This is a genomic window from Clostridium senegalense, from assembly GCF_018916625.1.
Lineage (GTDB): Bacteria > Bacillota > Clostridia > Clostridiales > Clostridiaceae > Clostridium_J > Clostridium_J senegalense.
The window spans coordinates 19380-35377 of sequence record NZ_JAHLNC010000004.1 but is presented as its reverse complement, the minus strand read 5'-3'; the positions used below and the strand labels follow the sequence as shown (position 1 = coordinate 35377).

Genomic DNA, 15998 nt, shown 5'->3' with positions numbered 1-15998 from the left:
AAATTTTTTTTCATGATATAATTATAAATATAAAGTAAATATTGTGTAATAGGTGCTCTACAAAGAGTTAAAAGGGAAAGTGGTTAAAATCCACTGCAGCCCCCGCTACTGTAACGCAGACGAACCAGTATCCACTGAATTATTTTGGGAAGGATGGTGTAGGATGATGCGTGAGCCAGGAGACCTGCCTAGAACTTTGTTTTATAAAACTTCGGAGGGAAGAATTTGTAACAATCTTTGAATTCGTATATTTAATTGAATTTAAATATATTATTTAATATTTGTTATATAAACCTTCGTAAAGTTTACGAAGGTTTTTTATATATTTCCAATAACTTAAATTACTTTTATTTACCTGACTTTAGTAGATATAGGTTAAATAAAAACTTTGTATCTACTAAAGTTTTAATGAAAATTTAAGTAGACTTGATAAACTAATAAAAAATTGATAACATGTTCTTATAAAATAAAATAATAATTTAGAATTATAAATGAAAAAGTAATATAAATAGTTTACTATTATTTAAATTATGCTATATTATATCTTTGTTTTACGAAGATATTTTTTATAAACTTTAAATTATCTCTATTTGATAAGTTTCAGTTAAGTAACGTTAGAGTTTAAATTTTAGATACTTAAAAAATAATAATTGTGAAAAATTTGCTTATATTAAAAAATTAGTTTAGACAACACAGCTAACTGAAGTCTTATGAGAGATAGAAAATTAACTCTTATTAAATTTACACACTTAAGCTATAGGAGAGATGTTTCATTCTCTCCTATGTTTAATTTAAAAGAAAAATATAAAGAAAACAAATATAGGGTTTATAGGTGCCTTAATTTAAGGGTAAAAGGGAAAGTGGTTAAAATCCACTACAGCCCCCGCTACTGTAAGTAGGACAAGTTTAGAATATCCACTGGTTAAAACTGGGAAGGACTAAATGAGGATGAGTACAAAGTCAGGAAACCTGCCTAAAATCTTATGATAATCTTTCGGAGGGAAGGAGAAGTCAGAAATTGATTAAAATTAATATTATATATGTATATTGTTATTTGATTACATGAAAAGAATAGCTAAAAAATTAAATGAAATTTAGTTATTCATTAGGAGATGTTAGTATGAATTTAAAAGATAACAATATATATTTTAAAATAGTTAAAATTATTTTTGGAAGTATACTTTATGCTGTAGCGATAAATATTTTTATTTCACCAAATAAACTTTTAAGTGGAGGTATAGCTGGAATTTCTCTTATACTTCAATATATACTAGATATTCCCTCAGGATATTGGGTATTCATAATAAACTTACCTGTATTTATTATAGGATATAAATTTTTGAAAGATAAAGAATTTATTTTTTTGAGTATTATTGGAATGGTATCAATGTCAGTAGCATTAGTTATAACAGATAAATTGCTTAAAGGATTTGTTGTAAATGATTTAGTTATAGCTACATTTTTTGGAGCTATTTTAAGTGGAATCGGTATGGGAATAATATTTAGGCAAGGTGCATCACAAGGTGGAACAGATATTATAGCAATAATAATAAGAAGAAATAGAGGTATTAAAATATCCTCATTATATTTTGCATTGAATGGAATAATAGTGGCTTTAGGAATTTTTATAACAAGTATAGAATTAACGCTATACACAATAATGCTTATGTATGTAAAATCCAAAGTTATAGATAAAATAATAAATGCTTTTAACCAAAAGAAAATATTAATAATAGTAACTGAAAAAGAGAATGAAGTATCTAATGCAATTATGGACAGTTTGGGAAGAGGAACTACTTTTTTTTATGGAGAAGGCGCTTATACTGGAGTTAAAAGAAAAATCATTTATTCTGTGGTTTCAGAAAAAGAACTTAATAATGCACAAAAATTAATAGAAAGTATAGATAAAAAAGCATTGGTTTCTGTTTCAGATGCTATGGAAGTTCAGGGAAAAGGATTTTTAAAATCTGCCATATAATTCAGACAGTACTTGAGAAATTATTTGAATGTTAGATAAATTTGAAATAAAATGTTAAAATAAAAGTAAATTTTAAATATTAATTATGGGATTGGAGATAATATCATGAGTGAGAATTATAAGTTTTTTCAACACAAAAGTTGCGAATTTTTTCCTTGTCACAAAGTAAATAAAGAGGAAGAATTCAATTGTTTATTTTGCTACTGTCCATTATACTTTCTTGAAGACTGTGGTGGAAACAATGTAATGAGTAATGGAATAAAAGATTGTACTAATTGTATGATACCACATTCAAAAAATGGATATGATTATATATTTAATAAAATAGTATCTGTAAATAATGACAGAGTAGATAAATTTTTAAAAGAAAAATATAAAAAATAGCAATAATCATTAATAATTTGAATAAAGTACTACAAAAAGTTATATCCACCAATTTTATTGGTGGATATAACTTTTTATAATTACTATTAATTAACAGAAGTAAATTGTATTTTAGCTGAATCATGAGTTAAAGGTTCGATAATAAAACCTTGGGATTTTAATCCCTCAATAACACTAGGCAATGCATCTACAGTAGTTGTTTTAGGATTTAAATCGTGCATTAATATATTTGCTTGTTTAACATATGGAGTATTATCAAGTATACTATGGATTATTACATTTTTATCTTGTTTAAAAGTAGCGGCATCCATAGAATCTATATTCCAATCAAAAAAAGTATAACCGAGGTCAGTCATATATTGTGACAAGCCAGGCATAAAATTAGCATCACTATGACCATTTACTCTATTATTAGAACCGCCAGGAAATCTAAAAATTTTAGATGGTTCTTTACCAGTTATAGATTTTAATTTTTCATCTAAAAATTGTATATCACCTAAAAAACTTTCATTATTAGCATAAATTTTATTATAGCTATGAGAAGCAGTATGATTAGCTAAAGTATGGCCTCTATCAGATATTTCTTTGTACATACGTTCCATTCCTGGTTTATAATTTACAAAAAAAGTAGCTTTTACATTGTATTTATCTAAAATATCTAAAATTTTTAAAGTATGATTTGATGGTCCATCATCAAAAGTTAAATATGCAATTTTAGTATTTGATAAAACTTCACTATATTGAGATTTTTTTTCTTTTATACTTTGCTCTAAGGTAATATTTTCCTTAGTTAGCTTATCTTTTTCAGCAACTTTATCTTCAATTGTTTCTGATAAAGTTTTAGTATCAGATTTTGCCAATATAGCCTTTGAATTTATAAATAAAGTAAAAATAAGAATAAATATTGTAAAAATAAGTAGAACTTTTATAAATAAAGCGCTTGTCCTGTTTTTCATTAGATTACCCCCCTATAACCATTAAATACACTATTTTACTATTTTGATAATGAATTAATTTTAGACTCTAAATTATTTTTTTGTTCTAATAACTTAGAATTTTTACTTTTTAAATCACTTATATCTGTATCTAAAGAATTAATTTTAGACTTTAAATTTGTATTTTCATCTTTATATTGATTTAATTTATGATTGCAATAAAAAATTGATATAAAAGACACAAATATTACTAAAGTAAAAATTAAAATAGAACGTTTTTGTTTTTTCTTTAATTTAGATGTATTTTTATATGAAATATTCATCTTTATGTCTCCTTTTAAATAAATATTTTTCCATAACACTACAAATTAAATTATAAACCTATATTTTACTTTTGTTTTTACAAAAATGTTACAAAAATATTTTAGAGACAAATATTGTTTTAAATAATAATTTTATTTATAGAAAAGTAGAAGAAAATCTTCTACTTTTCTAAAAAAAGTTGTTAACAACTGAATTATACAGCTATAAATTAGATTTATTAAATATCTTTTATTTATAAAATATTTAATAAAAAATTATTTTTAATTTTAACAATTTATAATTTGTATAATATGAGCTCATATAAATATCTTTAAGGGTAATCTTTAGATTTTATTTTGATTTTACAATTTTAATAATTAGCATCAATATTACTAATATATTAGTAATAAATACTAATTATTAAAAAATTCATCATAAAAAATTATTTTATATTTTATAAAATAATTTAATTAGTGATTACATTTTTTAAAGCTATTACAATCAGTACATTCAGGCATAGTAGGATTAGTTTCATGAGTACCTACTTCTATTTTGTTTAATGTACAATAGTTAGTATCTTTAGCATGATATTCACATTGTTCTACAGTACATCCAATAGATTCATTTTTTTTCATTAGTAATTACCTCCTCTAAATTTATTGATTAAAGAAATTTTATAATCTTTAATCATTACAATAATATTTTAAGCAATATAAGAAATATTATGTGTATCAAAATGTGGGTGAAAAGTCAAAAAAAAATAATGAAAATGGTACTCAATTTCATTTAAAAAACATATTTTATATAAATATATATATTAAGAACCAATGTATATTACATTACATAATATGTAATGTAATTGTAATTTTAAAAATAAATTAACAAAAGGTAGGGAATGGGTTATGGAGGATAAAATATTTAAGCTTAGCGAATGTAATGTAGGTGAGACTGTAGAAATTACATCAGTGTTATCTACAGGTTTAAGTAAACAAAGGTTATTAGATTTAGGTTTTGTACCTAATACCAAAATTTTCATATTAAGAGAGTCACCTTTTGGTGAGCCGGTAGCTTATCTTATAAGGGAGACATGTATAGCACTTAGAAAGGAAGAAAGTGAAAATATTTTGGTAAGGAGAAGTATTTTATAAAAGTTTTATACAAATATGCTTGGATATCTTATTTATAAATAGTAATAAAAATAAATTTATTTTATTAATCAATTTTTTAGAGGTGAAAAATGGGATTAACTTTTGATTCAACAAAGAAAGAAAATTTAAAAGATATTAAGATTGTTGAAAAAAATAAAAGCAATCAATATATAATATCATTAGCTGGAAATCCTAATACAGGTAAAAGTACTGTTTTTAATGAACTAACTGGACTACATCAACATACAGGAAATTGGCCAGGAAAAACAGTAGTAAATTCTCAAGGAACTTTTAATTATAAAAATAATGAATATATTTTAGTAGATTTACCAGGAACATATTCATTATTGGCTACATCATCAGAAGAAGAGGTTGCTAGAGATTATATATGCTTTGGACAGGCAGACTTAAATATTGTAGTTGTAGATGCAACTTGCTTAGAAAGAAATTTAAACTTGTTAATTCAAATTTTAGAACTTAATCCTAAAGTTTTAGTTTGTTTGAATTTGATTGATGAGGCTAAAAAGAAAAATATAGAAATAAATGTTGAAAAATTAAAAGAATTATTATCAGTTCCTGTTGTTGTAACTTCTGCAAGAAATGGAGAAGGAATTGATATTTTAAAAGAAAATATAGAGGTATATACTAGAGAATATAAAAGAAAAATTCCATTTAAAATAGATTATGATGAGGATATAGAAAGAAAAGTTGATTTTATATCAGAATTGCTATATAAAAAATATAGTGACATGAATTACAGGTGGGTTTCATTAAGATTACTGGATGGAGATAAAACAATTATAAATTCTATACGCAAATATGTTGATGAAAATTTTTTATTATATGATGATGATGATACTAAAAAAATTAAAGAAATTATAGATGAAAGTGTTTCTATTAGGGATAAAATTGCCTTGAAAATATATGAAAGTTGTTCTTATATTGCAGAAGAAACAGTAGAAAAAGATGAAAATCAAATTTTTAGACAACAAAAGGTAGATGATATTTTAACATCAAAAAAATTTGGAATACCAGTAATGCTTATGCTTTTAACTATGATTTTATGGATAACAATACAGGGAGCTAATTATCCATCAAAGTTACTAGCTGATATGTTTAATAATTTTGAACCACATTTAGTAAACTTTTTTGAAAATATAAATAGTCCTATTTGGCTTACTAATATTTTAGTTTTAGGAATGTATAAGACAGTTGCATGGGTAGTGGCAGTAATGTTACCACCAATGGCTATATTTTTTCCTATATTCACTATACTTGAGGATTGTGGGTATTTACCAAGAATTTGTTTTAATTTAGATAAAGCATTTAAAAAGGCTTGTTGTCATGGTAAACAAGTTTTAACTATGTGTATGGGTTTTGGATGTAATGCAGCAGGAGTTATAGCTTGTAGAATAATTGACTCTCCAAGAGAAAAATTAATTGCAATACTTACTAATTGCTTTGTGCCCTGCAATGGAAGGTTTCCAACATTAATAGCATTATCAATGATTTTTGTAGGAGGTACTTTTGCATCTAATACAGCAAATTCAATATTAGCTGCATTAATAGTTGTAGGGTTAGTAATTTTAGGCGTTGCAATAACATTATTAAGTTCATTAATAATGTCAAAAACTATATTAAAAGGTATGCCTTCTTCTTTTACATTAGAGTTACCACCATATAGAAGACCACAAATAATGAGGGTTATATATACTTCTATAATTGATAGAACTATATTTGTATTGGTTAGAGCTATTAAAGTAGCAGCGCCAGCAGGGGTTCTTATATATATATTTAGTAATATTATTATAGGTGACATGAGTATAATAGGGCATATTGCTAACTTTCTAAATCCTATAGCAAGTTTAATAGGCTTAGATGGATTCATATTAATGGCATTTTTATTAGGACTACCAGCTAATGAAATAGTTCTTCCAATACTTTTAATGGGATATTTAGCTAACGGAACTATGGTGGATTATACTAGTTTAGACATGCTTAAAAATATTTTAATAAATAATGGTTGGACTTATTTGACATTATTGAACACTATGATATTTTCTTTATTGCATTTTCCATGTGCAACAACAATACTTACAATAAAGAAAGAGACAGGAAGTAGGAAATGGGCTTTATTTTCTTTGGTTATGCCTACAGTAGTGGCATTTTTAGTATGTTTTATAACAACTACTATATATAAAATAGCTATGTAAGTATGTTTTTATGTAATAAAAAATGAACTGATAAAATGCAGTTCATTTTTGTTTTTTATAATTATATTATATGTTCATTCTTTTTATATTGTCAGGAATTATTAAGTCAGCTAGTGTTGCAGCTTTAACATCAGCTACTGTAGCTTCAGGTCCTAATTCTCTTAAAACAAGACCTTCTTTAGTAACTTCCATAACAGCCATTTCAGTTATTATTAAGTTAACTTGGTGAGCAGCTGTTAATGGTAATGTACATTTTTTCAAAATTTTAGGATTTCCTTTTGCAGTATGTTCCATTGAAACTATAACCTTTTTAGCTCCAACTACAAGATCCATAGCGCCACCCATTCCAGGTACTTTTTTACCAGGAATCATCCAGTTAGCAAGGTTTCCTTCTTGGTCAACTTCAAGTGCACCAAGTATAGTTGCATCAACATGTCCACCTCTTATTATAGAGAATGACATTGAACTATCAAAAAATGCAGCACCAGGTACTACAGTAACATATTGTCCGCCTGCATTTATTAAATCTTTATCTTCTTCTCCTTCTTTAGGTGAAGAACCTATTCCTACAAAACCGTTTTCAGATTGTAGTGTTATATCTATACCTTCAGGAATATAATTAGCAACAAGTGTTGGTAGTCCTATACCAAGATTTACAACATCTCCGTCTTTAAGTTCTTGCGCAACTCTTTTTGCTATAACTTCTCTCATCATACTTCTATCCATAATTACTTGTCCCCCTTTACAATGTAATCAACAAAAACTGATGGTGTAACAACTATGTTAGGATCTAATTCACCAGCTTCTACAAGTTCTTCAGCTTCAACGATTACAATATCAGCTGCCATTGCTATTAATGGATTAAAGTTTCTAGTAGCTTCATGATAATAGATGTTACCTTTTGTATCTACTTTTGATCCAAATAATAATGCTACATCAGCTTTTAAAGGAAGTTCAAGTAAATATTCTTTACCATTAACAGTAATTTTTTCTTTGCCTTCTTCTATAATAGTTCCAATTCCAGTTTCAGTTAGGAATCCTCCAAGGCCAGCACCGCCACATCTAATTCTTTCAGCAAGTGTTCCTTGAGGAACAAGTTGAACGTCCATTTCATTTTCATTCATTTGTCGTCCAGTTTCTGGATTAGTACCTATATGAGAGGCAATAGTTTTTTTCGCCTGTTTATTAACTATTAACTTTCCAATACCTTTATCTGGATATCCAGTATCATTAGCAATTATAGTTAAATCTTTAACCCCTTTTTCAACTAATTTATCTACTAATTTTTCTGGAGTTCCAGCTGCTAAGAAACCACCGATCATAACAGTCATGCCATCTTTTATATGAGAGATAGCTTCTTCAATAGTAACAATTTTGTTCATAACATATACCTCCAAATATTTTTAATTGCCTTACTATAAAGAATATTCTACACAAAAATAGAAATTCCTTCTTTTATTTTAAAAAAAATCACAAAATTATTAAAAAATAAAAATTATATTGAAAATAGTGGATAAAATTTAAATAATATTTTACTTATGTATAAACTTTAATTTAAAATGATATGAATTTTAAAGAGGATTTTAATAAAATTAAATCTAAAAGAAAAAATACACAATAAAAGTTTGAGTATTAACTTTTATTAGTAACATCTGACTACTTTAGAGCAAATAGTATATAATTTAAATATAATAAGTAGAAAAAATGAAGAGATATTAATTTAAAGGTGGTGAGTTTTTATTGTATATATAATTTATTTTGTTAAAAATTTAAATTATATATAAATACAATAATATAGATATGACATTAAGATTTATATTTGGCGGTTCAGGTAGCGGAAAAAGTTATAGATGTATAGAGGAAATTGCAAATAAAAAGAAAAAAGGTGAAAATGGTCCTTTAATATTATTAATTCCAGAGCAATTGTCTTTTAAGTCAGAAAAAATGTTATTAGAAAGGTTAGGTTGTTTAGGGGTCAATAATGTATACAGCTTTAGTTTTAAAAGGCTAGCTCATATTATTTTTAATGAAGTAGGAGGTATTACACATAAAAATTTAAGTAATACTGGAAAAGCAATAATAGTTGATAAAATACTTCAAGAATCAAAAGATGAGCTTAAGGTATTTTCATTATCAGCAAAACAGAGTGGTTTTGTAGATAATATTATATCAATGATCAATGAATTTAAAACATATAATGTAACTGTTGAAGATATTAATGAAATGAAAAATGTTATAGATGAAAACTCACTTTTATCAGACAAAATATTTGATACATCATTAATTTATGAAAAGTATAATGCAGCTTTAGGAAAAGATACTTTTGATCCAGCAGATACTTTAGATTTTTTAAATGAGAAAATTTTAAAAAGTAAATTTTTAAGTGGTGCTGAAGTTTGGATTGATGAATTTTATGGTTTTACACCTCAACAATATAATATTATAGAAAAACTTTTTAAAATATGTAAGAGAGTAAATATAACATTACCATATAAGGGAAGTAGTATTTTAAAAAAAGAAGATGATTTTGATATAACAGATGCATTTTATCCTGTTTTTTATACAGAAAATAAAATCTTAAAGATAGCGGCAGAAAATAATATATCCTATGAAAAACCAATTATATTAAAGGGAAATCCTAAAAATGAAAATAATTATAGATTTATAAATAGTGATGAATTAAGCTATATAGAAAAAAACTATTTTAATATTGCTACTAAATCATATGAAAAAGAAATAAATGATATAAAAATATTTAAAGGATTAAATACTTATTCAGAAATACAATATGTAGCAAAAGAAATATTAAGATTATGTAGAGATGAAAATTATAGATTTAAAGATATAGCAGTTATTACTCGTAATTTGGATAGTTATGAGGATATAATAAAAGCTATTTTTTCAGAGTATAAGATTCCATACTTTTTAGATATGAAAAAAGATGTAGAAAGTAATCCAATAGTGATTATGGTTAAATCTGCACTAGAAATTATATTGAAAAATTTTTCATATGAAAGTGTTTTTAGATATCTAAAAAGTGAGTTTATTGATATTGATATGGAAGATGTGGACATATTAGAAAATTACGTTATAGCCTATGGTATAACAGGTGAAAAAAAATATTTAGATGAATATTATTGGAAAGAAGAAAAACCTAAAATTATAAAAGATAAATTTTTAGAACCAATTCTTAATTTAAAAAAAAGTTTAAAGAAGGAAAATAAAATTGCAAGTATGTGTAAAGCATTGTTTGCATTTTTAGAAGAATTGGATTTAGGAAATAAGATAAATATAAAAATTGAAGACTTAAAAGAAAAAGAACAGTTGAATGATGCAAGGGAGTATAGTTCTATATGGAATTTACTCATGGAAATTTTAGATGAATTAGTTAAAGTTTTAGGGGAAGAAAAAATAGCATTAAAGCAATTTGTATCATTATTTAATATGGCTATTTCTTATCACGAGATGGGGATAATTCCCCCAGCATTAGATCAAGTTACAATAGGAGATATACAACGTATAAGAGCTCAAGATATTAAAGCACTTTATATTGTTGGTGTTAACGATGGAGTTTTTCCAAAAGCTACAATAGATGATGGTATATTTAATGATTTAGATAAAAAAGTTTTTGAAACTAATGGTGTAAAATTGTCAAGTGATACACAGACTTTAATGTTTGAGGAACAATTTTTAATATACACTGCACTAACACTTCCAAGTGAAAAACTTACTTTAAGTTATCCAGTTGCAGATTTTGAAGGAAAGGCTCTTAGGCAATCTATAATAATATCTAGAATAAAAGGCATTCTTAAAAAAGTGAAGGAAGAAAGTGACATAGTAAAAGATATGAATTTAGATGAGTTAGACGATGTTAATTCACATATTCCAACTTTTAATAATCTTATTATAAAAATAAGACATTATATAGAAACGGAAGAAATATCGCCAGTATGGGGTGAGGTATATAAATATTTTATAGAAAATAAAGATTATAGTGAAAAAGCTAAAACTATCTTTAATGGATTCTCCTATAAAAATATTGTAGATGCTATAAGTGATGAAAAAGCAAAAGAACTTTATGATGGTGGAAATTATTTTACTGTATCTAAAATAGAAAAATATGCTAGATGCCCTTTTGCTTATTTTATACAATATGGTTTAAAAGCAAAAGAAAGAAAAGTTTACGGATTTTCAGCACCAGATTTGGGAAGTTTTATGCATAATGTTTTAGATAGTTTTTCTAAAAATATGAAGAAAGAAGGATTGACATGGCAGGATATTGATAGTGAATATTGTGAGCGTAAAGTGGAGGCTATAGTAAATATTATAATGAGTGAAGATAGAAGTTTTATATTAAATAGCTCCTTTAGATATAAATATATAAGTGAAAGACTGAAAAGAGTTTTAATAAGAGCAGTAATAACTATCATGAATCAAATTAATTTAGGAGAATTTGAACCAGAAGGATATGAAATTGGATTTGGGACAACGAATAGTGAATATCCTCCAATAGAAATAGAACTTTCAAATGGAGAAGTTGTAAAACTAATAGGAAGAATAGATAGGATAGATAAATTGATTTCTGGTAATCAAGTATATTATAGAATTATAGATTATAAATCAGGGTCAAAAAAATTCAAATTAAGTGATGTATATTATGGATTACAGATTCAATTATTAACTTACTTGGATGCAATTTTGAATAGAAAATTAAACGTAGGAGAAAAATCTAATCCAGCAGGAGTTTTATATTTTAAAATAGATGATCCAATAATAAGTGTGGATGAAAATATGTCTGATGAGGAAATAGAAAGCAGTATATTAAAAGAGCTAAAGATGAAGGGGCTTTTAATTAGAGATGTAGAAATTTTAAGGGAAATGGACGAAACATTAGATAATGGAAATAAATCTAGTATAATACCTGTTGGATTAAAAAAAGATGGTGAATTTACATCTGATTCTAGTGTGATATCTTATGATGGTTTTAACGTGCTTAGAAATCATGTTCGTAAAGAATTAATAAATTTTTGTGAAGATATGTTAAGTGGTGATATTAGTATTAATCCATGTAAAATTGAAGATGATGATCCTTGTGAATATTGTGAGTTATCAGCTATATGTCAATTTGATTTATCCTTCGAGGAAAATAAATATAGAAGTATTAAGGGGAAAAAGGATAAAGAAATATTAAAAATATTGGAATGTGGTGAAGAAGTAAATGAGTGATAATAAAGTGAAATTTACAAAGGAGCAACAGTGGGCAATAGATACAAGAAATGCTAACTTACTTGTTGCAGCCGCTGCAGGTTCAGGAAAGACAGCAGTTTTAGTTCAGAGAATAATAAATATGATAACAGATAAGGACAATTTAATTGATATAGATAAACTATTAGTAGTTACATTTACTAATGCAGCAGCATCAGAAATGAGAGAGAGAATAGGTGATGCTATTTCAAAAGAAATTGCTAGTAGACCTACATCAAAACATCTTCAAAGGCAATTAACGCTTTTAAATAAAGCTAGTATTATGACTATACACTCCTTTTGTCTTGAGGTAATTAAAAGAAATTTTCATATGATAGATTTAGACCCTAGTTTTAGAGTTGCCGATGAGACAGAAACAGAACTTTTAAAGCAAGAATCATTAGAAGAAGTTTTTGAAAAAATGTATGAAGATAATGATGAAATATTTTTAGAGCTTATAGAATGTTATTGTAATAATAAGAATGATTTAAATCTATTTAATATGGTTTTAGATTTATATAGATTTTCTATGAGTACACCATATCCTAAGCAATGGCTACAGGAAAAAAGTGAAATGTTTAATATTGGAGAAGAATTTAAAATAGAAGATTCATCTATCGGTAAAGCATTAATTAATGACATAGGAATTGAATTAGAGAGTTTAACTAAATCTATGAAAATAGCAAAAAATATAGTAGAGGAAGATGATTCTTTAGAAAAGTATTATAAAGTTATAAGTAATGAGTACTCATACTTTAGAGAGTTATATAAAAATAAGCATTCCTTAGAAAGTTTAAAAAACATAATAAATAATATAAAATTTATAAGAATGCCTTCTATTAAAAACTGTGAAAATAAGATTTCTCAGGAAGAAGTAAAAAATATAAGAGAAACAAATAAAAAGAAGATTTTAGAATTAACAACTATTATAAATAAAGCAACTTCTAATTATTGCAGGGAAGATATTAAATATTTATATCCACTTATGAAAAAACTATGTGAGTTAGTAATTAATTTATCTAAAACATATCAGGCAAAAAAGAAAGAAAAGGGAATAATAGATTTTAATGATTTTGAACACTTTGCATTAGAAATTTTAACAAATATAGACGAAGAAAGTAATATAAAACCATCTAAGATAGCTATGGAATTAAGAGAAAAATATGACGAAATTTTAATTGATGAATATCAAGATTCAAATTATGTGCAAGAGTATATACTTACTATGATTTCTAAAGGAGACATTGGTGAAAATAATATATTCATGGTTGGTGATGTAAAGCAAAGTATTTATAGGTTTAGAATGGCGAAACCAGAATTGTTTCTTGAAAAGAAAAATACTTATAGTGAGTCAGAAGGAGCAAAGGAACGATTAGTAAAACTATATAAAAATTTTAGGAGTAGAGAAGAAGTAATAAATGCTGTAAATTATATATTTAAAAATATAATGAGTGAACAGTTAGGAGAATTAGACTACACAGAAGAGGAGTCTTTAAATTTAGGTGCTGATTATAAGGAGTTAGAAGATGGTGTTTGTGGTGGACCTGTAGAAGTTATGCTTTTTGAAAATGAAAAAATAGTAGAAGAGAATGATGATGTTGAAGAGGAAGAAATATCTACTATAGAGTTAGAAGCCAGAGCAGTAGGACAAAAAATAAAGGAATTTATAGAAGGAAAAAACAACTTTAAAGTTTTTGATAAAAATTTAAAAGAATATAGAATTCCACAATATAAGGATATAGTTGTTTTACTAAGAGCTACCTCAAGTTATGCACCTATATTTTCAGAAGAACTTAAAAAAATAGGTATACCTGTTTATACAGATGCAAATGATGGTTATTTTAACACTCTAGAGATAAAAACTATGATAAGTTTACTTGAAATTATAGATAATCCTAAGCAGGATATTCCACTATTAGCGGTTTTACGTTCACCAATAGGTGGTTTTTCCTCAGAAGATATAGTAAATGTTAGATTGAATAGTCCAGAAACAGATATTTTTGATGCACTAAAAAATTATATTGAATTAGAACATACAGAATTAACAAAAAAAATATCTGGATTTTTAGACAAATTGGATATATGGAGAAAGAAATCACTTATAATTCCTATTGATGAATTAATTTGGAATTTATATATGGAAACAGGTTATTATGGTTATGTAGGGGCCATGCCTACTGGAGAAAAGAGGCAGGCAAACTTAAGAATGCTATTTCAAAGGGCAAAACAATATGATAAAACAAGTTATAAAGGCTTATTTAACTTTATAAAGTTTATAGATAAAGTTAAGAGTACTAGTGGTGATTTAGGCTCAGCTAAGACTATAGGTGAAAATGAAAATGTAGTAAGAATAATGAGCATTCATAAAAGTAAGGGGCTTGAATTCCCAGTTGTATTTTTAAGTGCTATGGGAAAACAATTTAATACTATGGATATAAAGAAAAAAATATTATTTCATCATGAGTTAGGTTTTGGACCAGAAGTTATAGATTTTAAAAGAAGAATTTCATATAGTCCTATAATTAAGGATATAATTAAGAATAAAATTAAGAAAGAAAATTTATCAGAAGAAATGAGAATACTTTATGTTGCTTTTACAAGGGCTAAAGAAAAATTAATAATTTCAGGAAGTGTTAAGTCTTTTGAAAAATCTATAGAGAGATGGAGAAGTATAGCTAAAAATAGTGAGGGAAAAATTTTGCAAGGATATTTAATAAGAGCCAATAATTATTTAGATTGGATTATGCCTTGTATAATTAGACATGAGGATGGCGTCTCTTTATTAAAAAATAATAAAATTCCTACAATTAAAGATAATTCTAAGTGGAATGTCAGACTTATTAGTTATAAAGACCTTATAGAATATGAAGATAAAATAGTTAATAACAAGGATATAGAAGAAATATTAAATAGAATTTATGAGATTCATGATGACACAATACAAAATAAAGTTTTAAATAGATTGGATTATAAATATAAATATGAGAAGGCTACAACTATGGAAACTAATTTTACTGTATCTGAGTTAAAGAGGCAGAATAATCAAGAAGAAGAAATGGAGTATACAGGAAACTATGTGCCATCAATAGTTAAAAGACCTAAATTTTTAGAAGAAAAGAAAATTTTAACACCAGCAGAAAAAGGTACTGCTGTTCATGCTGTTATGCAAAGATTAGATTTTTCACAGGATTGTAGTGAGGCTGGAATAAGAAGGCAAATAAAACAGATGGTTGAAAATGAACTAATAACGGAAGAACAAGAAAAAGTTATTAAAATAAGTAAAATAAGTAACTTCTTAAATGATGATTTAGGGAAAAAAGTAATAGAAGCTTATAAAGAAGGAACCTTAAATAGGGAAGTACCATTTAGCATAGAAGTAAGAGCTAAAGAAGTTTATAAGGAATTAGAAGAAGATGTGTATGATAATGAATTTATAAAAATTCAAGGAATAATAGATGGTTATTTTGAAAAAAATAATAAAATTGTTCTATTTGATTATAAAACGGATTATATATCAATGGACAATGAAAATGGAATTCAGTCTATAAAAGAAAAATATAAAATGCAATTAGATTATTATAGTAGAGCTTTAGAAAAAGGAATAGGAAAGCCGGTTATAAAAAAATATTTATATTTATTTTCTATAGATAAAAGTGAAGAAGTTGAGTAAGGTATATGAAAAAAATAGGAAGCTAAAGATTCAAATTAGATTTGTAACGACACAAGAAGATGAAATTTAATTATAGTGAAGATATGTATGGAGTTTTTCGATAAAGCATTCGTTACGAATAGG

General features: G+C 25.8%; 11 protein-coding genes and 2 riboswitches. Of the genes, 6 read left to right on the top strand and 5 right to left on the bottom strand.

The window, feature by feature from the left end; translation table 11 throughout:
* Positions 1-33 precede the first annotated feature (33 nt).
* A riboswitch (cobalamin riboswitch) is annotated at positions 34-206 on the top strand.
* 607 nt (positions 207-813) lie between these two features.
* A riboswitch (cobalamin riboswitch) is annotated at positions 814-991 on the top strand.
* Between the two features lie 129 nt (positions 992-1120).
* The gene (locus KQI36_RS08825) at positions 1121-1978 is read left to right on the top strand and encodes a YitT family protein (protein ID WP_216450589.1); all 858 of its coding nucleotides are present in this window, start codon (positions 1121-1123) and stop codon (positions 1976-1978) included.
* 105 nt (positions 1979-2083) lie between these two features.
* Positions 2084-2362 (top strand): cysteine-rich small domain-containing protein, encoded by a 279-nt coding sequence (locus tag KQI36_RS08820; protein WP_216450588.1) that lies wholly within the window; start codon positions 2084-2086, stop codon positions 2360-2362.
* Positions 2363-2448: 86 nt separating this feature from the next.
* On the opposite strand, the gene KQI36_RS08815 is transcribed toward KQI36_RS08820, so the two are convergent.
* The 3 genes from KQI36_RS08815 to KQI36_RS08805 all read right to left on the bottom strand — a co-directional run bounded on the left by KQI36_RS08815 (position 2449) and on the right by KQI36_RS08805 (position 4235).
* Positions 2449-3318 (bottom strand): polysaccharide deacetylase family protein, encoded by an 870-nt coding sequence (locus KQI36_RS08815; RefSeq protein ID WP_010294844.1) that lies wholly within the window; start codon positions 3316-3318, stop codon positions 2449-2451.
* Positions 3319-3356: 38 nt separating this feature from the next.
* Positions 3357-3620, bottom strand: a complete 264-nt coding sequence (locus KQI36_RS08810; RefSeq protein ID WP_216450587.1) for a hypothetical protein — start codon at positions 3618-3620, stop codon at positions 3357-3359.
* 450 nt (positions 3621-4070) lie between these two features.
* Positions 4071-4235, bottom strand: coding sequence for a DUF1540 domain-containing protein (locus tag KQI36_RS08805; protein WP_010294842.1), 165 nt, complete (start codon positions 4233-4235; stop codon positions 4071-4073).
* Between the two features lie 267 nt (positions 4236-4502).
* Between KQI36_RS08805 and KQI36_RS08800 the strand changes: the two genes are divergently transcribed.
* Positions 4503-4748: a FeoA family protein gene (locus KQI36_RS08800; RefSeq protein ID WP_010294839.1), complete on the top strand. Its 246-nt coding sequence runs from the start codon at positions 4503-4505 to the stop codon at positions 4746-4748.
* A gap of 89 nt (positions 4749-4837) precedes the next feature.
* On the top strand, positions 4838-6961 hold the full coding sequence (gene feoB / locus KQI36_RS08795) for a ferrous iron transport protein B (RefSeq protein ID WP_216450586.1): 2124 nt from the start codon (positions 4838-4840) through the stop codon (positions 6959-6961).
* Between the two features lie 66 nt (positions 6962-7027).
* On the opposite strand, the gene KQI36_RS08790 is transcribed toward feoB, so the two are convergent.
* Together KQI36_RS08790 and atoD are read right to left on the bottom strand one after the other, a co-directional pair.
* Positions 7028-7687: a CoA transferase subunit B gene (locus tag KQI36_RS08790; protein ID WP_010294833.1), complete on the bottom strand. Its 660-nt coding sequence runs from the start codon at positions 7685-7687 to the stop codon at positions 7028-7030.
* A 2-nt stretch (positions 7688-7689) separates the two neighbouring features.
* Positions 7690-8343: an acetate CoA-transferase subunit alpha gene (gene atoD, locus KQI36_RS08785; protein WP_010294830.1), complete on the bottom strand. Its 654-nt coding sequence runs from the start codon at positions 8341-8343 to the stop codon at positions 7690-7692.
* A 418-nt stretch (positions 8344-8761) separates the two neighbouring features.
* Between atoD and addB the strand changes: the two genes are divergently transcribed.
* Positions 8762-12187: a helicase-exonuclease AddAB subunit AddB gene (addB, locus tag KQI36_RS08780; RefSeq protein ID WP_216450585.1), complete on the top strand. Its 3426-nt coding sequence runs from the start codon at positions 8762-8764 to the stop codon at positions 12185-12187.
* Positions 12180-15875 (top strand): helicase-exonuclease AddAB subunit AddA, encoded by a 3696-nt coding sequence (gene addA / locus KQI36_RS08775; RefSeq protein ID WP_216450584.1) that lies wholly within the window; start codon positions 12180-12182, stop codon positions 15873-15875. Before addB ends, addA begins: the two co-directional genes overlap by 8 nt.
* Positions 15876-15998 lie beyond the last annotated feature (123 nt).